Here is a 24,346-nt window from a genome sequence, read left to right as displayed (position 1 = left end):
GTCCAGCTCTGCGTATTCGCCCATTCGCCTCCGTTTCCGTCCGGTTAACCAGCCTCCGAACGCCGGGGCCTTGCGACCCAAGCCTTACGGAAAGCACGGATTGTCGGGCCGGGCAGTTGCACGATTTTGGACCAATCGAGCCTTTGCATCGACTTGGCCCGGTGCGATCCTGAGGGCCGGCTTCAGATAGTCCCGCTCTTAAAATGGCCGGCAGATCGCGATGACGGGCAAGATGACGGGCAAGGAGAGACAAGCCGGCCGACCTGTTCCGCTTCGCGACAGAGCACCGCGATGGCCGATTGGTGGGCAAGCCGGCCTGCGTTGCGCAGCAGGCGAAAGGATCAAATCGAACCAGTTCCGCCGGAGGGTCCTTCGTGGTCGCACGGGTCCCGGTGGACCGGAGGGGGCAGGGCATTCGCGCGTGGGGCGCGGATTGGCCCCGGCGGCGCAAGTCGGTCAAGGAGCTTGCGCCGCCGCCCTGTCCCGATGCTGCCGTCCCGGATCGGCAAGCCGGATCGGCGCCGGATCGCTAAGGCGAGCCCTGACGAAACGCCTGACGAAATGGGGGGGCGGGGCTGCAATGCCCCGGCCCCCCGGTCGATCTCTGGAAATCGCTGTACCTTGCTTGAGCGGCCTTACCAGACCAGCGGCACTTCCTCCGGCCCGATCACGCCGCCCGGACGGTACTCGATCTTGGTGCCGGGCTTCAGTTCGAAGTTCGGGATGCGCTTCAGCCATTCCTGCAGCGCGATCTTCACTTCCAGTCGGGCCAGGTGCCCGCCCATGCAACTGTGCACGCCCACGGTGAAGGCCAGAATGGTCTTGCGCGGACGGTCGAAATCGACGGTCAGCGGATCGGGGAAGACGTCCGGATCGAAGTTACAGGCCGGCAGGATGAAGGTGACGCGATCGCCCTTCTTCATCTGCACGCCGCGCATCTCGTGGTCCTTGTCGAGCACGCGGCCGGAGAAGGTGACCGACCAGCGGCGCAGCAGTTCCTCTACGATCTTGTCGATGTCCTGCGGGCGGTCGATGATCTCCTGCCGCTTTTCCGGGTTCTCGGCCAGCCAGGCCCAGATGTTGTTCAGCGTGGCGAACACGGTGTCCAGCCCGGCGATGAACAGGAAGCAGACGAAGCCGAAGATCTCCTTTTCGGACATCGGCACGCCGCCCGGCTGGGCATGGGCGATCAGGCTGACCACGCCGTCGTCCGGATTGGCCTGCTTCTCGGCGATCGCTTCCTTCAGATAGGCGGTGATGTTACGCATCGCCCCGCCCATGATCGCGCGGTCGTTCGAATGGAGCAGGTCCATCGCCCAGGAAACGAAAGTATCGCGCATGTCCTGCGGCAGGCCCATGATGTCCAAGAACACGGCCACCGGCAGCGGGCGGCCGAAATCCTCGGTAAATTCGCAGGTGCCGCCGGCGGCGACCTTGGCCTCGATCTCGTCGATCAGGGCGTTCGCACGCTCGCGGATCAGCTTTTCCAGCTTGAGCACGCCCTGCGGGCTGAACACCGGATCGACGATATTGCGGTACTTGCGGTGATGCGGCGGATCGATCTCGATCGGGATGAAGTAGAAATAGTCGTTCGGATCGCGCGGGAAGGGCGTGGCGCCTTCGTTCGAGAACACTTCCGGATGGCGCAGGCCGAACAGGGCATCCTCATGCTTGGTGAGGTGCCACATGTTGCCCATGGGGCTGACGTCGTAATAGATCGGCGGCTGCTTTTCGTGCAGCGCCGCCATGAAATCGTGCGGCGAGGCAAGGAAATCCGGCCCGAAAGTCAGCCCTACCTGGCGGACCAGTTCGGCCGGCACATGGTCGGGAACCTGGTCCATCCCGACATGGCGGGGGAAGCTGGGCGGAACGGGGTTTGCGGCGTCGATCGGCATCGTTTCTCTCCCTCTCGCCGCGCTTAGAACTGATGCTCGGGCAGGTGGACGACCAGCCCGTCCAGCGCCTCGGTCATGACCATCTGGCACGACAGGCGGCTGGTGGTCTTCACTTCGTCCGCTGCGGATTCCAGCAGTTCTTCCTCGGCCTGGGAGGCGGGGCCGCCCACTGCATCGGTCCATTCGTCATCGACGTAGCAGTGGCAGGTGGCGCAGGAGAGGCCGCCGCCGCATTCGCCGGTGATTCCGTCGATCCCGTTGTAAAGGGCTCCGCGCATGACGTTTTCGCCGGTTTCCACGTCCACCGTCGTCGCGTGGCCGGAATGGTCGACATAAGTGACCTTGGGCATCTTGCTCTCCTGAATTCCTGTCTGTCGCGTCGCTTTGAGAACGCTGTTCTCAGTTTTGTAGCGCGAAGGGCCCGGCGGAGTCAATCTTGGTCAACCGGCGCGCGGGAGTGGGCGGTTGGGGGCGGGACTGGACCGTGGGGCGGAGAGACGATAACCCTTCCCCGATGGCCACCACGAACCTGAGCCCGATCCTGCCCGCGGCCGTCGGCGATGCCGAGCAGGATCGCACCCGCCGGCTGATCGCGGCGGCGCACGAACTGCTCGACGAGGCGGGGCTGGAAGGGCTGACTATCCGCGCCGTGCTGGCGCGCACTGGGCTGGCGCGCCGGGCGTTCTACGAGCGATTTCAGGGTAAGGACGATTTGGTGCTGGCGGTGTTCGACGCCACGCTGCGCGCTGCTGCGCACCAGTTTCGGGCGATGACCACCGATGCCGCCGGCCCTGCCGAGGCGTTGGAAGGCGTGGTGCGCGGCATCGTCCTGGGCCAGGCGCAACTGGGGCAGATGCCGGTCGGCGGAGCGCACTTGCGCAGCGCCGCGCTCAGCCGGGAGCACTTGCGGCTGGCGCAGCAACGTCCCGCCGAATTGAAGGCGGCGCTGGAGCCGCTGCTGGACCTGATGTCGGGCTATATCGCTCAGGGGATGGAGGCGGGCGTATTCCGCAGGGCCGATCCGTCGCTTCAGGCGCGGCTGATCTACAACCTCGTCTCGACCACGGTGCACACGCTGCTGCTGGAGGAGGAAGGCCGCGCGCCGGACCGGGTGGAGCGGGAAGTGCTCGCGGAGGCGATCTGGTCGTTTTGTCTTAGGGCGATTGCGGTTTAGTCGGGCGCTGCGCTTTGCCTACCCCGCTGCAACTAGACAGCAAGCTGCCCAGTCCTTCCGCTTGCGGGAGAGGATGACAGCTCAAGGCTTAGAGGGCGGCGTTGTTACGCCCTCCCGCAAGCGGGAGGGCAGCGAGGCTTGGTGAGCCGAAGGCGAACCTAGCCGCAGCGGGGTGGGCAAGCGTACGCCCGCCGAAGCGAACCGCTTATTCGGCCTGTTCCACCGAAAAGAACTGCTGGATCACGTCACGCGCCAGACGGGCCGGGCGCAGCGTATCGGCATCCAGGCAGCACCAGCTCGACTTGACTTCGGCCAGCACTTCCTCGCCGCGCCGGATCACGGTTTCGTAGAAGGCCCGCGCGCCTTGCACCTTTTCCAGAAGGACGGTGGCGATCACGTCGTCCTCCAGGAAAGCGGGCTTGCGATAGGTAATCTCGTGCTTGATCGCGACCCACAAGTGCTGGGCGATCGCCTCCGTGGGAGCCAGCGCACGCCAGTGATCGAGCACGGCCGCCTGCACCCATTTCAGGTAGCTGGCATTGTTGACATGACCCATGAAGTCGATGTCTTCAGGATCGATGCCGATCGGGAAGCGGTGGGGAATCGCGTAGTTCACGTATACGTCAATACCACTTGCGTGCAGCGGTAGATAGCGCCTTTGGATCGACGTTCGCGGTTTTCACCAACCTCTGCAAATCGCGCAATTTTCCCGCGTCAGGCCGGTTCCGCCATGCCCAGCATGCGCTCGATATCGGCAGGACGGGCCAAGTCCGTCCCCGCGCGCAGTACCGCGGCGGAGCCGGCGGCAACGCCGATGCGGAACGCGGTGAGATCGTCGTCCCCCCGGCACAGTGCGTGGACCATGGCGGCCACGAAGCTATCGCCCGCGCCCACGGCGCTGGCCGCCTCGATCTTCAGCGCGGGCAGGAACGTCGTGCCTTCGGCATGGGCCAGCAAAGCGCCTTCGTGGCCCATGGTGACGGCGACGAGGCGCGCCTTGCCAGCCTCCACGATCGCCATTGCCGCTTTGCCGATCGCATCGTGGCTGTCGAGGGAGCGACCGGAATATTGCGCCAGTTCACCATGGCTTGGCTTCACCAGCAGTAGTTCGCCTTGCTCGATCCCTGCCGCCAGCGCGGCGCCGGACGTATCCAGCACGATCTCGATCCCCTTGGGCCGCAGCAGGCGGGTGACGCGGGCGTAGAAGTCGGTGGGTACGCCCGGGGGCAGCGATCCGCTCATCACCATGATATCGCAATCGGCCTCCGCCAGCACTTCCAGCGCGTGGGTCCACTCCGCCTCGCTCACGTGCGGGCCGGCGGGGGTGAAGCGGTATTCCTTGCTGGTATCGTGCTCCAGGATATCGGCGGCGATGCGGGTGGGGCCCTTGATCTCGATCCGCGTGCGGACAAGCTGGTGCAGGTCCACCAGCCCGTCGAGCGCCGGCCCGGTCGCCCCGCCGGAAAGGTAGTAGCTGCGCGCATTGCCGCCCAGGCGCACGAAGACCCGCGCCACGTTGATGCCGCCGCCGCCGGGCGCATAGTGCTCGTTGTCGGTGCGCATCTTGTGCGTGTGGCGAACCTTGCCGACGTCGTAGGACACGTCGATCGTCGGGTTCATGGTCAGCGTGGCGATGTTCTTCATCGAGGCGGCTCCGTGAAGGGGGGAGGGGAGTGCCGGTTGCTGGCGTGCGATCTGCGGGGAATCATGCCCGCCATCGCGAAGAGGCGTCAAGCCGCGTCGCGGCTGCCCGTGCTGCGGGTTTCGAAAGTGATGGTGCCGGCGGGGCCGGGGCGGCCGAACAGGAAGCCCTGGCCCTGCGTGCAGCCTTCGGTGCGCAAGTACTCGCGCTCCATCTCGCGCTCGATCCCTTCGGCGACGACGGCCACGCCCAGGCTCCGGCCCAGGCCGATCACGGCGCGGATCACCGCGCGCGAATTGGCTTCGCGCTGGAGGTTGAGGATGAACGACTTGTCGATCTTGATCTTGGTGAAAGGGTAATTGAGCAAGTAGCTGAGCGAGGAATAGCCCGTGCCGAAATCGTCCAGCGAGATGCCGATGCCGAAGGCGCGCAAGTTGCGGATGATCGCGGCGGGGCGGGGCCCGCGCTCCATCAGCACTGCCTCGGTGATTTCCAGCTCCAACCGCTCCGCCGAAAGGCCGGAGGCCGAAAGCGCGTTGATCACCGTGCTCAGCAGGTTGCCGTTACGGAATTGCAGCGGGGAGACATTGACCGACAGGCGCACTTGCTGCGGCCATTTCATCGCTTCCCGGCAGGCCGAATTGAGCACGAAGCGGCCGACCTGATCGATCAGGCCCAGTTCCTCCGCCAGCGGGATGAACACTTCGGGGGAGACCAGCCCGCGATCGCGATGATCCCAGCGCAGCAGCGCTTCGCAGCATTCGATCTCGCCGGTCTCCAGGTTGACCAGCGGCTGGTAGTGAACCTCCAGCCCGCCTTCCTGCACGGCCTTGCGCAAGTCCTTCTCAAGCCGGCTCTTGGCCTGCGCGGCCTCGTCCATCCGCGCTTCGAAGCCCCGGCACGAACCGCGCCGCTCGCCCTTGGCGGCGTAGAGCGCAAGGTCGGCATAGCGGAGCAGGGTCTGCGGATCGGTGGTGTCGTAAGGCGCGCTGGAAAAGCCGATGGTGGCGCCGATGTGCAGCATGTTGCCGTGCACGAAGAACGGTTCGCTCAGCGCAGTGATGATCGACTTGGAGACCAGTTCCGCCTGCGTCTGGCTGGAGCGGCGGAAGATGATCGCAAACTCGTCCCCCCCGATGCGGCAGAGCAGCGCGCCCGGCGGAATCAGTTCGCGCATGCGCCGGGCCGCGTCGGTCAGCAGCATGTCGCCGTAATGGTGGCCGTAAGTGTCGTTCACCGCCTTGAAGTGATCGAGGTCGACGAAGGCCAGCGTTACCGTGTCCGCCGGGGAGGCGTGTTCCAGCACCTGGCTCAGATATTCGCGGCAATGCGCGCGGTTGGCGAGGCCGGTCAGCTCGTCGTGCCGCGCCATGTGTGCCATGCGCTGTTCGATCCGGCGGCGCTCGGTCACGTCGACGATCGAGGCGATCGTCACTTCGTCACCCTCGAACTGCGAGAGGCGGGTGGAGACCATGGCCTCCACCGTGGCGCCATCGCGCCGGACGAGGCGCCAGCACGAATCACCTTCCGGGCAATCGGTGGCGAGCATCTGCAACGCGGCGTCGCGGTCGGCGACGGGAAACAGGCGTTCGGCCTCGATCCCGGCGATCAGGTCTGCCGGATAGCCGAACAGGCGGCAGGCGGCGTCGTTGGCGGAGCGGACCTGCCCGGTGGACGAATCGTAGACCAGCATGGCCAGCGGGTTCTGTTCGAACAGCAGGCGGAACGCTTCCTCGCGCTGCTTGATGTCGGTGATGTCTACCCGGATGCCGATGGTGCCGCCGCTGTCGGTCTTGCGTTCCTCGATCAGGATGTGGCGGCCGTCGGCCAGCCGCTGTTCGTGGCGGCTGCCGGTCTGGCGCAGCTTGGCAACGCGTTCCGCCAGCCATTCCTCCTCGCGCCCCTGCGATTCCGGATAATCCCCCCGGGCCACACCGATACGCAGGGTGTCTCCCAGCTTTTCGCCGCGTTTCAGCAGGTCGGCGGAGCGGCAGTAGATTTCCTCGTACCGGCGATTCCACAGCACATAGCGGTCATCCTCGTCGAGGATGACGATGCCTTGCGGCAGCGCTTCGATGGCTTCGCGCAGCAGGTGTTCGGCGCGGGACGCCGCTGCCAGGGCGGCCGCGAGCGATTCGTGTGCGTCTGCAACCGACGGATCGGCCGTTTCGCCGCCCGGTTGGTTAATTTCGCCTTTGAATTCGTCCCCAGGAATCAACATGGTGCCCCCAAAGCTGGCAGCTGGGGATATAGGCAAGCCGTTAATTTTCTTGTCAATGTACCTGCGACGAGTCGAGCGGCGCTTTCATGAGCCCGGAACGCGTGCGGCGGGCCGTGAATCGCCGGCGCTGCGCGGGCTACAGCCATCCGCTAGCGACCTCCCGCTTGAGGGGCGGCTAAACGCGCCATGTGGGATTATGCGGGGAGACGGCAAAATGCCCGCCGCACACAGGGTGCGACGGGCGGCTTTCCTCCCCAGGAAAGGTCTTGAGTGGCCCCGGCCCGTTCGTGGGAGCGGGCGGGGTTTCGGTGCCGGTTGATCGCCCGGCACCGTCATTCTTCATGTCTGATTGTCAGTTTCGCCCTCAGCGCCGGCCGGCGGTTCCCAGGCGATGGTAGAGGTTCGAGTACTGCGAGGAGATCGGATCGTCCTCGTGCGCGCGCATGTAGAACAGCACGGCTTCCTGCAGCAGCTTGAAATCCTGGTTCGAAAGCACCGCGCGGGCGCGGGCCGGTTCGGTGGTCATGGTGGTCATAGTACCTTCCTTTCCTTGCTTGGCGGCCCCGGACGATTCCCGGCGACCTTCGAAATTTGGTTAGGCAGCGAATTGGTTCCCCCGCTGCCTCAGGCAGCGAACTGGTTCATCGTGTTGTGCGTGCCGCCAGCCTTCAGGGCGGCCTCGCCGGCGAAGTATTCCTTGTGGTCGTCGCCGATGTCGGATCCGGCCATGTTCTGGTGCTTCACGCAGGCGATGCCCTGGCGGATTTCCTGACGCTGCACGCCCTTGACGTAGCCGAGCATGCCCGCCTCGCCGAAGTACTCCTTCGCCAGATTGTCGGTCGACAATGCGGCGGTGTGGTAGGTCGGCAGGGTGATGAGGTGGTGGAAGATTCCCGCCTCGCGCGCCGCGTCCTTCTGGAAGGTGCGGATACGCTCGTCGGCCTCATTGCCCAGCTCAGTGCCGTCATAGTCCACGCTCATCAGCTTCGCCCGGTCATAGGCGCTGGTGTCGCGGCCTTCCGCGGCCCAGGCATCGAAGACCTGTTGGCGGAAGTTCAGCGTCCAGTTGAAGCTGGGCGAGTTGTTATAGACCAGCTTGGCGTTCGGGATCACTTCGCGGATGCGGCTGACCATTCCGCCGATCTGGCCGATGTGCGGCTTTTCGGTTTCGATCCACAGCAGGTCCGCGCCGTTCTCCAGCGCATGGATGCAATCGAGCACACAGCGATCCTCGCCGGTTCCGCTGCGGAACTGGTAGAGGTTCGACGGCAACCGCTTCGGACGCATCAGGCGGCCCTCGCGGGTGATGAGAACCTCACCGTGGCCGACATCGCCCGCCGCGATCTCGTCGCAGTCGAGGAAGCTATTGTAGCGGTCGCCGATGTCGCCCGGCTGGCGAGTATAGGCGATCTGCTTGGTCAGCCCCGCGCCCAGCGAGTCGGTGCGCGCCACGATCAGGCCTTCGTCGACGCCCAGTTCCATGAAGGCGTAGCGGACGGCGCGGATCTTCGCGATGAAGTCCTCGTGCGGGACGGTGACCTTGCCGTCCTGATGGCCGCACTGCTTCTCGTCCGAGACCTGGTTCTCGATCTGGATGCAGCAGGCGCCGGCCTCGATGAACTTCTTGGCGAGCAGGTAGGTCGCCTCGGCATTGCCGAAGCCCGCGTCGATATCGGCGACGATCGGCACGACATGCGTTTCGTGGTTGTCGATCGCGTGTTCGAGCCGCTTGGCCTCGACCTCGTCACCAGCCTCGCGCGCCTTGTCCAGATCGCGGAACAGCATGCCCAGTTCGCGGGCATCGGCTTGGCGTAGGAACGTGTAGAGTTCCTCGACCAGTGCCGGAACCGAAGTCTTCTCGTGCATCGACTGGTCGGGCAGGGGGCCGAACTCGCTGCGCAGCGCCGCGACCATCCAGCCCGAGAGGTAGAGGTAGCGGCCCTTGGTCGTGCCGAAGTGCTTCTTGATGGAAATCATCTTCTGCTGGCCGATGAACCCATGCCAGCAGCCCAGCGACTGGGTGTAGTTGGCGGGGTCGCGGTCATAGGCGGCCATGTCCTCACGCATGATGCGCGCGGTGTAACGGGCGATGTCGAGGCCGGTGCGGAAGCGGTTCTGCAGGCGCATGCGCGCGACCGATTCCGGCTCGATGCCGTTCCAGTTGGGCTCGGTGCCGATGGTCTGGCCGGCTTCGGTGATCTTGCTCTGGTAGGTCACTGCCAAAAGTCCCCGTCGAAAAATGCGATTGGTTGATGACCTGGAGCTAAGCCCGATTTGTGCAGCGCGGAACGGGCTGCGAAGTCCGGTTGTCAAACTTTACAGATATTCCTTGTAAAGATGTGCAGGCATGACAAAGTGCTGAGCTATGGCGGAATCGAGACCTCTCTACCTTGGCCCTAGACTACGCCGCCTGCGCCGCGAACTGGGCCTGACGCAGCAGGCCATGGCGGACGATCTGGAGATTTCGCCCAGCTACGTCGCCTTGCTGGAGCGCAACCAGCGTCCGGTGACGGCGGACATGCTGCTGCGCCTTGCGCGGACCTATCGGCTGGACATTGCCGATATCGCCGGGGACGATGGCGAGGACTATGCCCGCCGCGTGGGCGACGTACTGCGCGATCCGCTCTTCGCCGATATCGACCTGCCGTCGCTGGAAATCGCCGACCTCGCGATGAGCTTTCCGGGCATTTCGGAAGCGCTGTTGCGACTCCACGGCGCGTATACCCGCGAAAGTCAGGCTCTGGCCGAGCAGCGCGCCTCCGGACCCGCTGCCGAAGAGAATGAGCCGGTGCGCGAGGCGCAGCGCTTCCTCGGGGCTTCGCGCAACTACTTCCACGCCATCGATGTGCGGGCGGAGGAACTGGCCACCGAGATCGAGCAGGCAGGTGGGGTAGTCGCATGGCTGGCCGCCAAAGGTGTGCGCGTACGCTTCCTGCCGCCGGACGTCATGGTCGATTCGCTGCGGCGTTTCGACCGGCACAACCAGCAATTGCTGATCGACGACACGCTCGGGGCCTCAAGTCGCGCGTTCCAGATCGCCACACACATCGCCCATACTGCGATGCGTAGCGATATCGTTGCCGTCGTGCGCGCCGCCGCTTTCGTGCAGACGACGACGGCGACTTTGGTGCGCCGCGCGCTGGCAGGCTACGCGGCGGCCGCGATCCTGATGCCCTACGCCAAGTTCGCCCGCGCGGCCGAGGCGCGGCGTTACGATATCGAGGCGCTCTGCGGGCTGTTCGGCACCAGTTTCGAGCAAGTCGCCCACCGCCTCACCACCCTGCATCGGCCGGGCGAGGAGCGCGTCGGCTTCTTCTTCCTGCGCGTGGACGAGGCGGGCAACGTCTCCAAGCGGCTGGACGGCGCGGGCTTTCCTTTCGCCGCGCATGGCGGCGGCTGCCCCTTGTGGTCGGTCCATCAGGTGTTCCGCTGGCCGGGCGAGGTGCGCACGCAGTGGCTGGAATTGCCGGACGGCCAACGCTTCTTCTCGATCGCACGCACTGTCACTTCGGGCGAGGGGCGGCATGGGCGTATGAAAGTCACCCGCGCGGTCGCGCTTGCCTGTGCGGCAGAAGAGGCGGCCAAGTTGGTCTATGCCACTGGCGACGAGCCGAAAGTCACCCCCATCGGCGTCACCTGCCGCCTGTGCCAGCGCGCCGATTGCGCTGCACGCTCGGTGCCGCCGATCGGACGGGACGTGCTGGCCGATGACTACCGCCGCGCCGCGCAGCCCTATACGTTCTCCGAAAGCTGATTGTTCTCCATTGTGAATTTAAGTTCGCAAATGTGACGATTCCGCCCCGGCGATGGAGGCGCGCAAATGCTTGCGATCACGGCTCTCGGCAAGCAGGATCGCGGCCTCACAGGGCAGAGACCCCGGCGAGAGGATTACCGCATTGAGCAGCGAAGGCACGCCGGGCGCGGCCCGGACCTTTCCCGAACTGATCCGCTCCGCCGCAGCGGCCTATGGCGATGCGGTGGCGATCACGCTGGAAACCGAAGTGGGCAGCGAAAGTGCCACTTTCGCAGAGCTTGATCGTCGCTCGGCCGAACTGGCGCGTGGGCTGTTGGCGCGTGGGGTAGGCAAGGGCGCCCGCGTCGGCTTCATCTTCGGCAACGGCCCGGGTTTCGCCGTGGCGCTGGCGGCCATCGCCCGCATCGGCGCGGTCGCGGTGCCGATCAGCACGATGATCCGCGCGGGCGAACTTGTCCGCGTGCTGCGGCAGAGCGACGTGCAGGGCCTGATCGTCCAGCGCGAAATGCTGGGCAAGGACCTCGTCGCGCGGCTGGTAGAGGCGCTGCCGGAATTGGCGGCACAGGCTTGCGGTGCGCTGCGCCTGACGCGGGCGCCCTATTTGCGCTGGATCGTTTCCAGCGGAGCAGGATTGCCTTCCGGCGTTGGGCCGGTCGCATGGCTGGCCGATGCTGGGGTGGACGTGAGCGAAGAACTGCTTGGAGAGGTGGAAGCCGAAGTCCATCCGACTGATCAGATGATCGAGATCTACACTTCCGGCTCGATGGCGCTGCCCAAGGGGGTGCGCCATCTCCACGGCGCGGTCATGGCGCGCAGCCATTGGCTGGTGGAGATGCTCGGCGTGCAAACCGGCGAGGAGCGACCGGCGCAATTGCCGATGTTTTGGGTCGGCGGGCTGATGCTGTATCTGCTGCCCGGTTGGGAGCGCGGTGCGGTTACCACCTGCACCGAACGCACGCTCAGCAACAGCCGTTTCGCAATGGGCTCCGTGCTGGCGGAGGAAGACCTCGAACGTATCCGGGGCCCGCAGCCGTGGTGGGGCCTGGGCATGAGCGAGACGCTGGGCCCCTATGGCTGGGGTGACGAGTTCCGCGTGCCCGGCCGCCCGGTCTGCGCGCCGATGGACCACTTCGCGCCCGGCTACGACATCCGCATCGCGGACGAGGACGGCCGCCCGGTGGGCAATGGCGAGATCGGCGAGATGCAGGTGCGCGGCCCCGCCGTGGCGCCGGCTCTCCATAAGATCGACCGTGCCGAGCATTACACGGCGGATGGCTATCTGCGCACCGGCGACCTCTGCCTTGTCGAGGATCGCGCCGATGGCCGCCGCATCCACTTTGTCGGGCGCGGAGGGGACATGATCAAGGTTTCTGGCTCCAACGTCTCACCCGCCGAGGTGGAGATGGAATTGCAGGCACTGGATGGCGTGCACAGCGCCTATGTCGTCGGCCTGCCGGATCGCGAGCGTGGGGCGCTGCTGGTGGCAGCGCTGGTGCCGCGCGATGGGGCCGTGCTCGATATGACCGCCATCGAGGCGCGGATGCGTGATAGCCTTTCCGGCTATAAAGTGCCGCGTGCCTGGGTGGAACTTGCGCGCGATGAGGTGCCGTTGCTCCATTCCAACAAAGTCGCCCGCCGAGATATCGCGCGGATCGTGGCAGAACGGTTGGAGGCGGAACGAGTCAGCAGCGATTAGCGGCACTCTATCGGCAGCAATCCAACCTCCAACTCTCAACCGTCATCCCCGCGAAGGCGGGGATCCCGCTTTCCTTGGCGAGCGTGGCAGAAGGAAGCGGGCCCCCCGCCTGCGCGGGGGCGACGGAGTTGTGTTGTGGAAGCTAGGTTTGTCCTCCCCGGGACGGCGAGGGGGACCGCCCGCAGGGTGGTGGAGGGGACTTTCGCCAGGACACTGCCGTAGCGTGAGGACGCGAATCCCCTCCGTCAGCGCTGCGCGCTGCCACCTCCCCGCATCGGGGAGGACTGGTGGGCATTGACGAACACCCTCTCGCCCCATTACCGACAGGCAATTCGAAATAGCGAAAGTGCCCATGTCGCGTTCCTCTCCCGGCGTCGCCCGCATGGCCGCCATCCTGAATTTCATCGCGGACCACCCGCGCCAGTCCTTCGCGCTGACCGATCTGGTGCGCGCGCTGAAGCTGAGCCGGGCGACCTGCCATGCCCTGCTGACCGGGTTGGTCGACGTGGGCTACCTCTACCGCACCGGCGACAAGACTTACGTGTTGGGCCCCGCGCTCGCGGCGATCGGGCGCACGGCGGCGGAGCACTTTTCGCCGCTGCAAGTCGCGCAGCCGGAAATGCGCAAGCTGGCGGACGATTTCGATGTGGTCTGCGGCGCCTACTTCCTGGAGGGTGACGTGATCCACCTGCGGGAGCGGGCGGCATCGGCCAGCCATGTGGGTTATCCTGTGCCGCTGGGCACGCGCATGCCACTGCGCTGGGTGCAGGCGCCTTCGTTCTTTGCCCGTAACCCGCGTGAGGCTGACGCCGCGCAGGCGCGCATCAATCCGGAGCCTACCGCCGATCAGATCGCGCAACTGCACGGTGGCATGGCCTTCGTGCGCGAGCATGGCTTCATCGCGCTGACCCGTCGGCCGGACAGCGTGCCCGGCGACAGCAGCATAGTGGTCGCCAGTCTGGACGATCCCCCGGTGCTTCCTGAAACCGATCTCGACGCCGGCCGGGCCTATCCGATCATGGCGATCATGGCGCCGATCTATGACGCGCGTGATCGCGTCTCGATCTCGCTGGTGATGGCGGGTTTCAACGGCGCGATGACCGGCGCGGAAATCCGCAAGGCGGGCGAGGCACTGGCCGAGGCCTGCACCCGCATCTCCCGCTTCCTGACCGGCCAACCCGAAGCGGCCTGATCTTCCCGCCGTCCGGGCGGTTTCGCCCCTTCCGCAAGCGTGCCAGCGCTTGACCATCCCTGCTTGCCGACATATCAAATAAGCGAAAATAAATTCGCGATTTGGAATAGTTATCGCGATCAAGCGGGAGAGTGATGGATGTCGGACGTGATCGTCGCGCCGGAAACCCGGAATCTTGAGGCGTTGGCGCAGGCGATGGCCCAATGGCTGGGCACGAAGATGCCCAATGCGGGTGAGATCAGCGTCCGCGATCTCGCCTATCCGCGCGGCGCGGGGCAGAGCCATGAGACGGTGCTGTTCGATGCGCATTGGCGCGAGGGCGGGGAAGCCTGCCACCAGGGCTGCGTGGTGCGGATCAAGCCGGGCGGTTTCACCGTGTTCCCCGACGATCTGTTCGATCAGCAATACGGGGTGATGAAGGCGTTGGCGGATGGCCGGCAGGTGCGCGTCGCTCGCCCGCTGTGGTTCGAGCATGACCCGTCCCTGCTGGGCAATCCGTTCTTCGTCATGGAGCGCAAGACCGGCCGGGTACCCGTCTCGATCCCTCCCTATGCGCGTGAGGGCTGGCTGAGGGACGCCGCGCCGGAACAGCGCCGCGTGCTCTGGCGCAATGCCGTCGGGCAACTGGCGGCGGTGCAGCGGGTGCCGCTCGATGGGCTGGACTTCCTCGCCGGGCCGCAGGGGGAACGCGGGCTGGAGCAGGAATGGGCCAAGTACGTCCGCTTCGCCCGCTGGTTGCAGGAGGTGGGGCCGCAGCCCGTGCTCGATGCGGCTCTGGACCGGCTGCGCGGGCTCTGGCCGGAGAACCAGCCTGAGGGCCTCGTCTGGGGCGATGCGCGGATTGGCAACATGATGTTCGATGAGAACTTCGATGTCGTCGCGGTGATGGACTGGGAGCAGCCCTCACTGGGCGGGGCGCTGCACGATCTGGCTTGGTTCTGCGTGATTGCGGACACGATGCACGGGCCTGCCTCGACTTACGGCGCGCCGCTGGAGGGCATGGGCAGCCGTGAGGAAACCGTGGCGCTTTGGGAGGAACTGACCGGTAAATCGCCCGCCGATCTGGAGTGGTACGAGGATTTCGCCAAGTTCAAGATGACCTGCACCGGCATTCGTCTCGGCCACTTGCGCGGCACGCGGATTATGGATGAGGCGGCGATGGCAAAGCGGTTGAAGGTCGGGTGAGGGCTGGCCGGGCGCTGTTGGGGCGACGGTAGAACCCACCCTTCACACGGGCGGGGTCGCTCCTAGCGCGACCGTTCGCCCGCAGGTTACGAGCACCCCGAATATCAACATTCCCCGTCATCCCCGCGAAGGCGGAGATCCCGCTTCTTCTTCTTGTTCGCTAAGGTCGCAAAAGAAAGCGGGGCCCCCGCCTACGCGGGGGCGACGGTGTGTGTGTTGCGGGAGTTTGGGTGGCGCGCGGACCTTTCGATCAGCTCAGGCCGAGTAATCTTCGGCAATTGTCGTGGATGATCGCCCGCACATCCGCCTCGGGCACGCCGGCAAAGTCGCGCAGGATCACTTCGCGCGATCGGGGGAAGGTCGTTTCCGAATGCGGGTAATCCGATGACCACATGATGTTGCGCCCACCCGGCTGGTCGCGGTTCAAAATGCCCGCGCGGTCCTGGATGAAGGAGCCGTAGACGTTGCGGTCCATGTAGTAGCTGGGCGGGTTCTTCAGCGGCGATTCCGTCCAATAGCGCTGCTTTTCCCAGGTGCGGTCGTTGTATTCGGCAAACCACGCGAACCAGCCCACGCCGGACTCCATCGATCCGATCTTCAGGTCCGGGAAGCGGTCGAACACGCCGTTGTAGATGAGGATGCCGATCGGCTCCGCCATGGCCAGCTTGCTCATCGGCATGTCGGCCAGGAAGTATTCCTTCTGCCCGAAGCGCGGCACTCGCGCGCCGAGGTGGAAGGTGACGACGATCCCCGCATCCACCACCGTCTTCCAAAGCGCGTCGAAGGCGGGGTTCGAATATTGCAGCGCGCCCTTGGGGTCGCCGGTGAGCGCCGAGACTTGCCCGTCCTTCAGCGCCTGCACGCCCGAAGTGGTCTTCCACGCCTCCGGGTTCTGGGGAAAGGCGGGCAGGTTGATCGCGCGGAAGCCCTTGGCGGCAAGGCGGCGGACGTGGCTGCATGTCTCCTCGATATCGCGCATCGGCACGTAGCCGACCGGATAGAGGCGGTCCGGCGCGGCCGAGCAGAAGTCCAGCACCCAGTTCTGATAGGCTTCGTAGCTGGCGATATAGAGTTCGTTGTCGAGCGATCCCAGTGGTCCGCCGCCGAACAGCAGCGCGGCATCCATGCCGTCCGCGTCCATGTCGGCCAGACGCGTGGCGGGCTCCCACACCTTGCGCTGGTCGGCCAGGCGGCCCTTCATCTTGAAGTTTTTGCCCTCTCGCCCGGCCTGATTGTTGATCATCATGAAGGGGCGGCGATTGCCTTCGAAGCAGATGTAGTCGCCGTCGTCGGCGTGCTCGATGAAGGGCGCGCGGTCCTTCAGATGGGCGGGCAGGTAATCCTTCCACATGTCATGCGGCGGATCGATGTGCGCGTCCGCATCGAAGATCGGCCCGTAGGTCCATTCGACTGCCGCATTGGCGCGGATGGCCGGATCAGCCTCGCTCATCTCCCAACTCCTCTCGTTCTTTAATTCGCTATTGTGAATATATTATCGTCATAACGAACTGAAAAAGTCAAGGAGACAACTCGGCGTCAGTCGCGCCGCAGGATCATCGCGCCGTATCCGAAGCCTCCGTTGGAAATCAGGCAGGTCCGCGCGTCGAGCACTTGCCGGCTGCCGCCCCGGTGCCAGAGTTGCACGCAAGCTTCATGGATGTGGCCGTAGCCATGTAGTCGCCCGGCCGAGAGCTGGCCGCCGCCGGTGTTGAGCGGCAGTTCGCCATCCATTGCGATGCGCGTGCCGCCCTCCGCGAAGCGGCAGGCCTCGCCCTGCGGCACCAACCCCAGCGCCTCCATCCAGAGCCATGTGTGGATCGAAAAGCCGTCGTAAATCTGCGCGCAGTCGAGGTCGGTTGGCCGCAGGCTGGTGCGGGACCAGAGCATCTCCCCCGCGCGGCGGGCGGCGGGCAGGCTGGTAAAGTCGCCCTCGTGCCGGCCGGCCCAGAGGCCGCCGACGGCCATGCCCATCGCCTCGATATGCAGCGGAGGATTGCGCAAGTCCTTCGCGGCGTCCTTGTGGGAGAGGACGATGGCAGTGGCGCCGTCGACATGGGCGTCGCAGTCGTAGAGCCGCAGGGGGGAGGAGATCACCCGCGATTGCAGGTAGTCGTCCAGCGTCAGCGGCGCCTTGTAGATCGCAGCCGGGTTGTGCGCGGCGTGGCGGCGCGCGTTGACGGCCAGCGCGCCGAGTTGCGCCTCGGTCGCGCCGTACTTGTCGAAATAGGCCTGGGCGTAGAGTGCGAACATGTTGATGGGGGAGAGCGCGTTGAACGGCACGGTCCAGGCGTTGGTGCCTTCCACCCGCGCGCCGCGTCCGCTCATCAGCGTGGAGGCGCGGGCCTGCGCGCGGGCGCTGGCCTGGGCGACGGTGCGGAACACCACAACGTGGCGGGCAAGGCCGCAGGCGATCGCGGTCACTGCGTTGAAGATCGGCGCCATGTGGCTGAACCCTTCGCCCGAGGCGAGGATCCAGCGCGGGTTGATGCCGAGCACGGCGGCTGCTTCAGATGTGCTGACCGGGGCGATGCCGCCGCCTTCCGCCGACTTGGGCGGATAGGTGGCGATGCCGTCGATCTCTCGCGGGGAAAGGCCGGCGTCGGCGATGGCGGCAAGGCAGGCGTCGGCGGTGAGTTGCAGGGCACTGCGTGATGAGGGGCGTGCCACTTCCGATTGCGCGGCGCCGGTCACGCAGACCTGCTTTTCGGCCAGCTTTTCGGGAAGCGCCGTCACAGCCCGTCCCCTGGCGTGAAGAAGGGTAGCCAGACGTCCTCGTGCTGTTCGAACCGCACGGAGACGGGCTGGCCGACATGCGCGGCAGTGACCGGGCCGTCGAGATTGGCGAGGACGTAGAGGCCCGTCTGCTCGGCGAGTACCACGGCCGCCAGCACGAAGGGCACCGGCAGCCCCGGAAGCCATGCCTCGTAATTGATCGTGTAGCTGGCGACGCGGCCCTTGCCGGAAACCGCTTCGGCCGTAAGCGTCTCGCTGCCGCACGTGGAGCAACGCGGCAGCGGCGGATGCTGCCATGTGCGGCACGCGCCGCAGCGCTGAATTCGCAGCAGGCCGTCGGCGCCGGAGGTCCAGAAGAAGGCAGTTTCCGGTTCCAGCACCGGCAGCTTGCGGGCTGGCGCCCCTTCGGATGCCATCAGAACACCACTCCCTGCACCTTCAGGTCGATCACGGCATCCTCGTCATAACCGAGTTCCGTGAGCACGGCATCGCTGTCCGCCCCCAGTTCGGGCGCGCGGGTGGAGGGCAGGGCCTTGCCTTCGAACAGCATGGGGCTGGCGACCATGGGGATCGTTTCGCCGTCCCCTGCGTCGATGCGGCGGAGGTACTGGTTGGCTTGGACTTGCGGATCGTCCTGCAATTCGCCCACGTCCTGCACCACGTCCCACTGGCCGTCCTGCCGGGCGAGAATGTCTTTCCACTCGCCCAGGGTTTTCGAGGTGAACAGGGCGGTCACTTCGGCATGGCATTCGGCCATGTTCGCGCGGCGAGCGATGTCGCCCGCGAAGCGAGGGTCGGCGGCGAGGTCCGGCCGGCCCGCCACCTCGCAGAAGCGCGCCCAGTAGCGGTCGGCTTGCAACATGCAGAGCGCGACAAAGCGGTGGTCAGCGGTGCGATAGTTTGCCACCAGTACATTGTGCGGCGGGCCCGACGGCCGCGGAAAACGCTGCACGCCGTCGGCCGTGGCTTGGCAGATCAGCCGCTGCTGCGACCACATCGCCGTGCCGAGCAGCGAGACATCGACTTCGCCTGCCTCTCCGGTCATGGCGCGCCGGGCGATGGCGGCGGCGATCGCGCCGGCCAGCATCGCTCCTGACAGCGTGTCGCCGAACGCGGGGCCGGGCGGGCCGACCGGGGCGGGTGCGTCATTCTCCGTGAGCGAGGAGGCGATGCCGCCGCGCGCCCAGAAGGTGATCGCGTCGTATCCGCCTTTCTCGCCATCGGGGCCATTGGGTCCGGTGCCGCTGCCGCTGGCGTAGATCAGGTTGGGAAAACGCGCGCGCAGGGTCTGGGCATCGATGCCCATGGACCGGCGAGCAGGCGGAAGCAGGCTGGTGAGGAAGACGTCGGCCTTCTCCAGCAGCCGGTCCAGCACCGCGCGGCCCGCCTCATGCCGCAAGTCCAGCGTGATCGAGCGCTTGCCCCGGTTATAGCTCTCCCACGACCAGTCGTAACGCGCCTCTGCGGAGCCAAGGCTGCCGATCTTCAACCCGCGCAGGGGATCGCCGCTGGGCGGCTCCACCTTGATGACCTCCGCGCCCAAGTCGGCAAGCATGCCTCCGCAGGCGGGAACGAAGGCCCACATCGCCACTTCGACAATCCGGATGCCTTCCAGCGGCTTGCCCATCGCGTTTCTCTCCTGTCCCGTACTCGTCGAGGTCTTGGTGCGACGGGTCGTGAACGACGATCGCGTGACCGATGAAATTCTCTATTGCGAATGATGTACCGAAATGGAGAATTGGGCAAGTCGACGAGAATGGGAGAAGCCGATGACGATCACCGCCGCCAAACCTGCGAATGCGCCAGTTGAGCGTGCCGGGCCGGTCCCCGCGACGCTGGCCGGGGTGCTCGATCCCTATTGGCTGGCGCCGGTGCTGGCGCATGTCTCCGGCGGCAAAAGTATCGCCTCAGTGGAGACGTTGGAGGTGATCCGCACGGTCGCCACCAAAGTCCGCTTCGCCGTTCGCTTTGATGGAGAGCAGGCCACGCACCAGTTCTGCATCAAGGGCTTGCTCGATGTGGACGAGGCGACGGCGCGCGGCGGCCCGACCTGCGTGTTGGAGGCGGACTTTTATAACCGCCTGGCGCCGGTGCTCGACCTGCGCGTGCCGCCTTGCGTTGCGACGGTGGTGGATCGCAGCGGGCAACAGGCGGTGACGGTGATGCGCGACCTGATTGCGCAAGGGGCGGTGTTCTGTTCGGCGCTCGATCCGTTCACCGCGGACGATGCGCTGGCCAGCCTGACGCAACTCGCCCGGCTCCATGCGCGGGCGGACTTGTTGGCCGACTGGATCGCCCCGCGCGCCGCCCAGCTGGCGCGGATGACCTACGTGACGCCGGAAGTGCTGCAAGACTTGCTCGACGGGCCACGGGGGGAGGGCATTGTGCCCGAAGTCCGCAATGCGGGCCGACTGGTCTTGGCCATGCGGGCACTGGCGGAGCGCGACGCCGCGCGGCCGCAATTCCTGCTGCATGGTGATGCCCATGCCGGCAATATTTACCGGACTCCGGAGGGCATGGGCTTGATCGATTGGCAGCTTCTCCAGCGCGGCGGCTGGGCGCTGGATCTGGCCTATCACCTGAACGCCGTGCTGCCGGTGGACATTGCCGAGGCGGAAGAACGCCGGCTGTTGGGCGAATACCTTGCCGTGATGCGCGGCCACGGCTGCGTCATGCCCGATCCCGAGGAGGCCTGGGCGCAGTACCGAGAGGCGGTTGTCTACGGCTATTACCTTTGGGCCATCACCCGCCGCGTCGATCCGCCGATTATCGAGACCTTCGTCGGCCGCCTCGGCCGTGCTGTTATGCGGCACGACAGCTTCGGTCTGCTGGGCGTCTGAAAGCCACGTTCCCCGAACGCGAAAGGGGCCGCACGCTCATGCGCGCGGCCCCTTCATTTACGCGTTGCTGCCGGCTCAGCCGCCGAAGTGATACTTCAGGCTGAAGCCATACATGCGCGGCGCGCCGACCGAGGCGGTTTCGAAACCGGTGCCGGTCGAAAGGCCCGGATAGAAGGTGTAGTACTTTTCCTTGGTCACGTTGGTCGCGAAGAATGCCGCGTCCACCGGCAGGCCTGCGATGTTGTCCCAATTGAGGTTGAGGTTCAGCAGGTCGGTCGACTTCAGGTTGGTCAGGCTCTGGATATAGGCGACGGTTGCCGGGTCGGACACCGATCCCACTTGGCAGTTCGGCATGTAGGTGTTGGCCGTGCCGTTGCAGCCCATGTAGAAGCGGTTGCCGGTGTTCGACAGCATCTTGTCGGTATGCGTGAAGGTCGCCCCAAACGAGATCTTGCCGATGCTGTCCGACAGCGGCAGCGTGTAGGTGCCCGTAACGGTAACCTTGTTCTTCGGGCTGAGCGCCAGCGGATCGCCGACCATGTACGTGCCCGAAAGCACATAGGGCGAGCCGGGTTCCAGCGCGAAGGTTTCAGCCGAGGTCAGCTTGGTGTTCAGGTAAGTGTAGCCCACCTGGAACAGCAGACCTTCGAACGGGCTGGCCGATGCGTCCACTTCGATACCCCAGATCCGCGACTTACCGGCGTTGACCGGGGCAGCGGTGGGCGAGACGGGCGCCGCGATGCAGGCGCCGGTGTCGGGATCGGTGAACTGGCAGGGGTTGGCATTGAAGCCCAGCTGCAGCTGCTGATTGCTGAACTTGTTGTAGAAGCCCGCAATGTTGAAGTTGCCGGGCACCGAGCCGCGCCAGCTGGTCTTTGCGCCCAGTTCGAAAGCGTCCACCTTTTCGGGGCCGAAGACCGCGAAGGCTGACGTCACGTTGGGAGCAATACCACCCGCGCGATAGCCCCGCGCGTACTTGCCATAGATGAGGACGTCCTGCGTGGGCGTGTAGTCCAGATCGATCAGCCAGGTCGGCTTCTGGGACTTCTGCTTGATGTCGCGGCGGCAGCCGTTGACTGCAGTGGGATCCTGCACCGGCGCGTCGGGATAGGTGCAATAGGTGAACAGCGGCCCGGCCGGGATCGGCTGGAAGGTCGGGAAGCTGAGCGGATAGCCGGTGATCGTCGTCGTCTGGACGCTGGTGTTGTTTTCCCGGTCCCAGGTGTAACGGAAACCGCCGGTAAGCTTGAGTTGATCGGTGAACTTGTAGGTCGCCTGGGCATAGAGGCCGACGTTGTGGAACGACGTGCGCCCTGCCGTGGTGTTGATCGCACCGGCATGCTGGGTTGGATCGAAGGTACCGCCGAAGAAAACCGGGGTGACGGCGGCCAGATAGCCCAGGATGTCATAGCACTGGCTGGCTGCCAGCGCTGCGGAATCCGCGCAGGACTGGATAACCGGGGACTTCGATCCCACCAGCGAAAGCGGCTGCACCGCTTCCAGATATACGCCGCTCTGCCAGTTCAGCTTGTCGTTGCTGCTGCGGCCCTGGATCTGGAACTCCTCGGTGAAGGTCGATTCCGCTGCCGTGTCGCGGCCGGGGAGCGGACGGCTGCTGGCGAAACCGAAGCGATAGCTGGGCAGGCCGATCTGCGTGATCGCGGGCGTCTCGAAGGCCGTGCCGAAGATCGGGTTGTTGAAGTTGTCCTTGAGTTCGCCGTAGCTGACGATGTTCTTGAAGGTCAGCGTATCGCTGGCATGCCAGGTGGTGGTGTTGATCACCTGCCAGACGGTGAGCAGCGAGCGGGCGTCGGGCACGTCCTGCGCGAAGTCGTAGAAGCCCGATCCCTGATAGTTCGAGCTGCCCGGCGTCAGCTGTTCGTCCGCGAAATGACCCAGGCTGTAGGCCGGATCGGCGGCGATCAGCTTCTGCGCGTCGCCATGCGTATCCGAACGCGAATACGTGGCGATCATGTAGTTTTCGAGATCGGGCGTCAGTTCCGCCACCACGCTGAGGCGGGCGGCCACGTAGTCGACGTCGTTGAAGTCCTTGGGGCCGACGCCGCTGTTGTTGTGCAGATAGCCGTCGCGCTTCATGCGGTCGACGCCGAGGCGGACCTTGAACGTATCGGCCAGCGGTATGTTGAGCACCGCCTGGAGGCGACGCATGTCGTAATTGCCGATCGAGCCCTGGATATAGCCTTCAAGCACGTCGGTCGGGCGCTGCGGCACCAGCAGCACGGCGCCGCCAGTGGTGTTGCGGCCGAAGAGCGTACCTTGTGGGCCCTTCAGGACCTGCACGTTCTGGAGGTCGAAGAACGAACCCGGGCCGGCACCGTCGCCGGAGGGCAGGCCGTTCGATGCGCCGCGCGGGGCCACGACGTCTGCGAAGTAGACGCCCACCGAAGGCGCGGTGCCCAGGTCCTGCACGAAACCGCGGATCGCGAACGATGAGTTCTGCGAACCGAAGTTGGTGTTGGCGGAAAGCGAAGGCGTGCTGGTGGCAAGGTCGGATGCGCTGACGACGTTGCGGTTGGTCAGCTGCTCCTGGTTGAACACGGTGATGGAGATCGGAACGTCCTGCAGGCGTTCCTCGGTACGCCGTGCGGTGACGATGATTTCACCGGGATTGACGGTGGCGTTGCCACGTCGCGAGGATTGCGGCGCCTGGGGCGCGGCCTGTGCGGCCTCGTCCTGCGCGAACGCGGGCGATGCGGCCATTCCTGCGCCTGCCCCCACAGCCGCGGCACCGATCATCAGCGAAGTCCTGAAATTCCTTGCAAGCATGCTCTTCCTCTCCTCCGGAAACCATGTTCTCGCCGCGGGCCGCCTCGTGTTCTGAGCGATGCGCGATGCCGGTTCTGGCCGGTCCACGGGCACCATTCGGTCGCGCCGAAATTCTTGGGAATCGACATCGTTGGGAAAGCTGCCGTGGCGGCCGGGGCCGGACAGCGGATCATGCCTTCCCAGTATTATGCTATTCGCTTTTCGGGATCCGGATTGTCCGGAACCGATCTCCCCACACTCTCCCGTGCCGACTCCGGCATCTTCTGGGCGGTATATTCCGCGCGCGCCTTGATTCTGCGCCTTTATGGAAAGTATCGCTACGCCCGGGACTGTGCAATTCGTCTGATGAGCCTCCTTCATTTCTTTTCGGAGAACAGTTGCCTCTGAGAGACATTCGGGGTGCGTTCAATCGCCAATAGTTTCGTTCAACAGGGCAATTGTTCCCTCCCAGGCAATGCGATGTGCCGTTCGGTCATAGACGATCCCCGGGGCGATACCGTCATGATCGGGATCGGTGAACGCGTGCGCGGCCTTCGCGAAGAGCGTCAATTGATAGTCCGCACCCGCCGCATCCAGTTCCGCGCAGAGCGCGTCTACATCCGCGCGCGGCGCATAGGGGTCTTCGCCCCCGGTCCATACGGCGATCCGGGCAGGTATTTTTCCTGGGATTGCGGGGGCATGCGTGCCCAACAGGCCATGGAAGCTGGTGACCGAGCGGACCGGTGCGCCGCTGCGCGCCAGTTCAAGCACGCACTTGCCGCCGAAGCAGTAGCCGATCGCCGCGATCCGTTCCGGGTCGACACCGGGCAGGGCGCGCACCGTTTCGAACCAGGTGAGCACGCGTTCGCGCAGCAGTTCCGGCGCGGCCATGAGCGCGGCGAAATAGTTGCCGGCGGCGGCATTGGTGGAGATGTCGGCGTCCTTCCCATACATGTCCGGCGCAACGACCAGCCTGCCGCTGGCGGCCAGTTCGCGCATGGCGGCGTAGAAACTGTCCGAAGACCCGGTCGCGCCGGGGAAGATCAGGATCGCGGCGCCGGAATGGCTCCCTTCCGGGCGAGCGACAAGCCCGCGCAGCGCCAGACCATGATGTTCGCATTCAAGGGATTCGAAGCCCTCCATGCGTGTGTCCCTCCCTCCGGTTCCCTCTGTCCACGTGACCGTGGCCGCGAATCGGTGTCGCATTGGGGAATAATGGTTCGAAAATGAGAATGATGCTCCAGGCCC

General features: G+C 65.4%; 20 protein-coding genes. 7 read left to right on the top strand and 13 right to left on the bottom strand.

The annotated features are described in order from the left end of the window. Positions 1-635 precede the first annotated feature (635 nt). Positions 636-1,895, bottom strand: coding sequence for a cytochrome P450 (locus WBP07_RS09945; protein ID WP_395390876.1), 1,260 nt, complete (start codon positions 1,893-1,895; stop codon positions 636-638). 23 nt (positions 1,896-1,918) lie between these two features. Next, entirely contained in the window at positions 1,919-2,245 is a 327-nt protein-coding gene (locus WBP07_RS09940) for a 2Fe-2S iron-sulfur cluster-binding protein (RefSeq protein WP_395390875.1), read from the bottom strand. Positions 2,246-2,409: 164 nt separating this feature from the next. On the opposite strand from WBP07_RS09940, the gene WBP07_RS09935 reads away from it, so the two are divergent. Continuing rightward, complete coding sequence (locus WBP07_RS09935; protein ID WP_395390873.1) at positions 2,410-3,069, top strand: TetR/AcrR family transcriptional regulator; 660 nt, start codon at positions 2,410-2,412, stop codon at positions 3,067-3,069. Between the two features lie 205 nt (positions 3,070-3,274). On the opposite strand, the gene WBP07_RS09930 is transcribed toward WBP07_RS09935, so the two are convergent. The 5 genes from WBP07_RS09930 to WBP07_RS09910 form a co-directional block, all read right to left on the bottom strand. Then, positions 3,275-3,685 (bottom strand): acyl-CoA thioesterase, encoded by a 411-nt coding sequence (locus tag WBP07_RS09930; protein ID WP_395390872.1) that lies wholly within the window; start codon positions 3,683-3,685, stop codon positions 3,275-3,277. Positions 3,686-3,783: 98 nt separating this feature from the next. Continuing rightward, a complete protein-coding gene (locus tag WBP07_RS09925; protein WP_395390871.1) occupies positions 3,784-4,713 on the bottom strand; it encodes a 1-phosphofructokinase family hexose kinase in 930 nt (309 codons plus the stop codon). An 86-nt stretch (positions 4,714-4,799) separates the two neighbouring features. Then, on the bottom strand, positions 4,800-6,932 hold the full coding sequence (locus tag WBP07_RS09920) for a putative bifunctional diguanylate cyclase/phosphodiesterase (RefSeq protein WP_395390870.1): 2,133 nt from the start codon (positions 6,930-6,932) through the stop codon (positions 4,800-4,802). A gap of 364 nt (positions 6,933-7,296) precedes the next feature. After that, complete coding sequence (locus WBP07_RS09915; protein WP_395390869.1) at positions 7,297-7,467, bottom strand: hypothetical protein; 171 nt, start codon at positions 7,465-7,467, stop codon at positions 7,297-7,299. 89 nt (positions 7,468-7,556) lie between these two features. Continuing rightward, positions 7,557-9,149: an isocitrate lyase gene (locus WBP07_RS09910; protein WP_395390867.1), complete on the bottom strand. Its 1,593-nt coding sequence runs from the start codon at positions 9,147-9,149 to the stop codon at positions 7,557-7,559. Between the two features lie 148 nt (positions 9,150-9,297). Here WBP07_RS09910 and WBP07_RS09905 point away from each other — a divergent pair, with 148 nt between their 5' ends. The 4 genes from WBP07_RS09905 (at position 9,298) to WBP07_RS09890 (ending at position 14,759) form a co-directional block, all read left to right on the top strand. Beyond that, a complete protein-coding gene (locus tag WBP07_RS09905; RefSeq protein WP_395390866.1) occupies positions 9,298-10,686 on the top strand; it encodes a short-chain fatty acyl-CoA regulator family protein in 1,389 nt (462 codons plus the stop codon). Positions 10,687-10,828: 142 nt separating this feature from the next. Continuing rightward, entirely contained in the window at positions 10,829-12,382 is a 1,554-nt protein-coding gene (locus tag WBP07_RS09900; protein WP_395390865.1) for a class I adenylate-forming enzyme family protein, read from the top strand. A gap of 352 nt (positions 12,383-12,734) precedes the next feature. Then, positions 12,735-13,574, top strand: a complete 840-nt coding sequence (locus WBP07_RS09895; RefSeq protein ID WP_395390863.1) for an IclR family transcriptional regulator — start codon at positions 12,735-12,737, stop codon at positions 13,572-13,574. Between the two features lie 138 nt (positions 13,575-13,712). Further along, positions 13,713-14,759, top strand: coding sequence for a phosphotransferase family protein (locus tag WBP07_RS09890; protein WP_395390862.1), 1,047 nt, complete (start codon positions 13,713-13,715; stop codon positions 14,757-14,759). A gap of 250 nt (positions 14,760-15,009) precedes the next feature. Here WBP07_RS09890 and WBP07_RS09885 read toward each other — a convergent pair whose 3' ends face one another. The 4 genes from WBP07_RS09885 to WBP07_RS09870 form a co-directional block, all read right to left on the bottom strand. Further along, positions 15,010-16,209, bottom strand: coding sequence for an amidohydrolase family protein (locus WBP07_RS09885; RefSeq protein ID WP_395390860.1), 1,200 nt, complete (start codon positions 16,207-16,209; stop codon positions 15,010-15,012). 86 nt (positions 16,210-16,295) lie between these two features. Continuing rightward, a complete protein-coding gene (locus tag WBP07_RS09880) occupies positions 16,296-17,492 on the bottom strand; it encodes a thiolase family protein (protein WP_395390859.1) in 1,197 nt (398 codons plus the stop codon). Further along, positions 17,489-17,908 carry a Zn-ribbon domain-containing OB-fold protein gene (locus tag WBP07_RS09875; protein WP_395390858.1) on the bottom strand — a complete coding sequence of 140 codons (420 nt, stop codon included), beginning with the start codon at positions 17,906-17,908 and terminating at the stop codon, positions 17,489-17,491. The genes WBP07_RS09880 and WBP07_RS09875 overlap by 4 nt, the downstream gene beginning before the upstream one ends. Next, positions 17,908-19,119, bottom strand: coding sequence for a CaiB/BaiF CoA transferase family protein (locus WBP07_RS09870; protein ID WP_395390856.1), 1,212 nt, complete (start codon positions 19,117-19,119; stop codon positions 17,908-17,910). Before WBP07_RS09870 ends, WBP07_RS09875 begins: the two co-directional genes overlap by 1 nt. 142 nt (positions 19,120-19,261) lie before the next feature. Between WBP07_RS09870 and WBP07_RS09865 the strand changes: the two genes are divergently transcribed. After that, positions 19,262-20,332 carry a phosphotransferase gene (locus WBP07_RS09865; protein WP_395390855.1) on the top strand — a complete coding sequence of 357 codons (1,071 nt, stop codon included), beginning with the start codon at positions 19,262-19,264 and terminating at the stop codon, positions 20,330-20,332. Between the two features lie 75 nt (positions 20,333-20,407). Here WBP07_RS09865 and WBP07_RS09860 read toward each other — a convergent pair whose 3' ends face one another. After that, the gene (locus WBP07_RS09860; protein ID WP_395390854.1) at positions 20,408-23,119 is read right to left on the bottom strand and encodes a TonB-dependent receptor; all 2,712 of its coding nucleotides are present in this window, start codon (positions 23,117-23,119) and stop codon (positions 20,408-20,410) included. 114 nt (positions 23,120-23,233) lie between these two features. On the opposite strand from WBP07_RS09860, the gene WBP07_RS09855 reads away from it, so the two are divergent. Further along, positions 23,234-23,506: a hypothetical protein gene (locus tag WBP07_RS09855; protein WP_395390853.1), complete on the top strand. Its 273-nt coding sequence runs from the start codon at positions 23,234-23,236 to the stop codon at positions 23,504-23,506. Between the two features lie 18 nt (positions 23,507-23,524). Here the strand turns inward: WBP07_RS09855 and WBP07_RS09850 are convergent, their stop codons facing one another. Beyond that, positions 23,525-24,241 carry a dienelactone hydrolase family protein gene (locus WBP07_RS09850; RefSeq protein WP_395390852.1) on the bottom strand — a complete coding sequence of 239 codons (717 nt, stop codon included), beginning with the start codon at positions 24,239-24,241 and terminating at the stop codon, positions 23,525-23,527. Between the last annotated feature and the right edge of the window lie 105 nt (positions 24,242-24,346).

The sequence above is a fragment of the Novosphingobium oxfordense genome, assembly GCF_044029435.1.
Classification (GTDB): Bacteria; Pseudomonadota; Alphaproteobacteria; order Sphingomonadales; family Sphingomonadaceae; genus Novosphingobium.
The sequence above is the reverse complement of the archived record's forward strand: the minus strand, read 5'-3'. Positions and strand labels throughout refer to the sequence as shown.

What these genes read in the sequence shown, in the direction of transcription:
- WBP07_RS09945 (WP_395390876.1), bottom strand. Translation starts at nt 1,895, where the DNA reads ATGCCGATCGACGCCGCAAACCCCGTTCCGCCCAGCTTCCCCCGCCAT.
- WBP07_RS09940 (WP_395390875.1), bottom strand. Translation starts at nt 2,245, where the DNA reads ATGCCCAAGGTCACTTATGTCGACCATTCCGGCCACGCGACGACGGTG.
- WBP07_RS09935 (WP_395390873.1), top strand. Translation starts at nt 2,410, where the DNA reads ATGGCCACCACGAACCTGAGCCCGATCCTGCCCGCGGCCGTCGGCGAT.
- WBP07_RS09925 (WP_395390871.1), bottom strand. Translation starts at nt 4,713, where the DNA reads ATGAAGAACATCGCCACGCTGACCATGAACCCGACGATCGACGTGTCC.
- WBP07_RS09920 (WP_395390870.1), bottom strand. Translation starts at nt 6,932, where the DNA reads ATGTTGATTCCTGGGGACGAATTCAAAGGCGAAATTAACCAACCGGGC.
- WBP07_RS09915 (WP_395390869.1), bottom strand. Translation starts at nt 7,467, where the DNA reads ATGACCACCATGACCACCGAACCGGCCCGCGCCCGCGCGGTGCTTTCG.
- WBP07_RS09905 (WP_395390866.1), top strand. Translation starts at nt 9,298, where the DNA reads ATGGCGGAATCGAGACCTCTCTACCTTGGCCCTAGACTACGCCGCCTG.
- WBP07_RS09895 (WP_395390863.1), top strand. Translation starts at nt 12,735, where the DNA reads ATGTCGCGTTCCTCTCCCGGCGTCGCCCGCATGGCCGCCATCCTGAAT.
- WBP07_RS09890 (WP_395390862.1), top strand. Translation starts at nt 13,713, where the DNA reads ATGTCGGACGTGATCGTCGCGCCGGAAACCCGGAATCTTGAGGCGTTG.
- WBP07_RS09885 (WP_395390860.1), bottom strand. Translation starts at nt 16,209, where the DNA reads ATGAGCGAGGCTGATCCGGCCATCCGCGCCAATGCGGCAGTCGAATGG.
- WBP07_RS09875 (WP_395390858.1), bottom strand. Translation starts at nt 17,908, where the DNA reads ATGGCATCCGAAGGGGCGCCAGCCCGCAAGCTGCCGGTGCTGGAACCG.
- WBP07_RS09870 (WP_395390856.1), bottom strand. Translation starts at nt 19,119, where the DNA reads ATGGGCAAGCCGCTGGAAGGCATCCGGATTGTCGAAGTGGCGATGTGG.
- WBP07_RS09865 (WP_395390855.1), top strand. Translation starts at nt 19,262, where the DNA reads ATGACGATCACCGCCGCCAAACCTGCGAATGCGCCAGTTGAGCGTGCC.
- WBP07_RS09860 (WP_395390854.1), bottom strand. Translation starts at nt 23,119, where the DNA reads ATGCTTGCAAGGAATTTCAGGACTTCGCTGATGATCGGTGCCGCGGCT.
- WBP07_RS09850 (WP_395390852.1), bottom strand. Translation starts at nt 24,241, where the DNA reads ATGGAGGGCTTCGAATCCCTTGAATGCGAACATCATGGTCTGGCGCTG.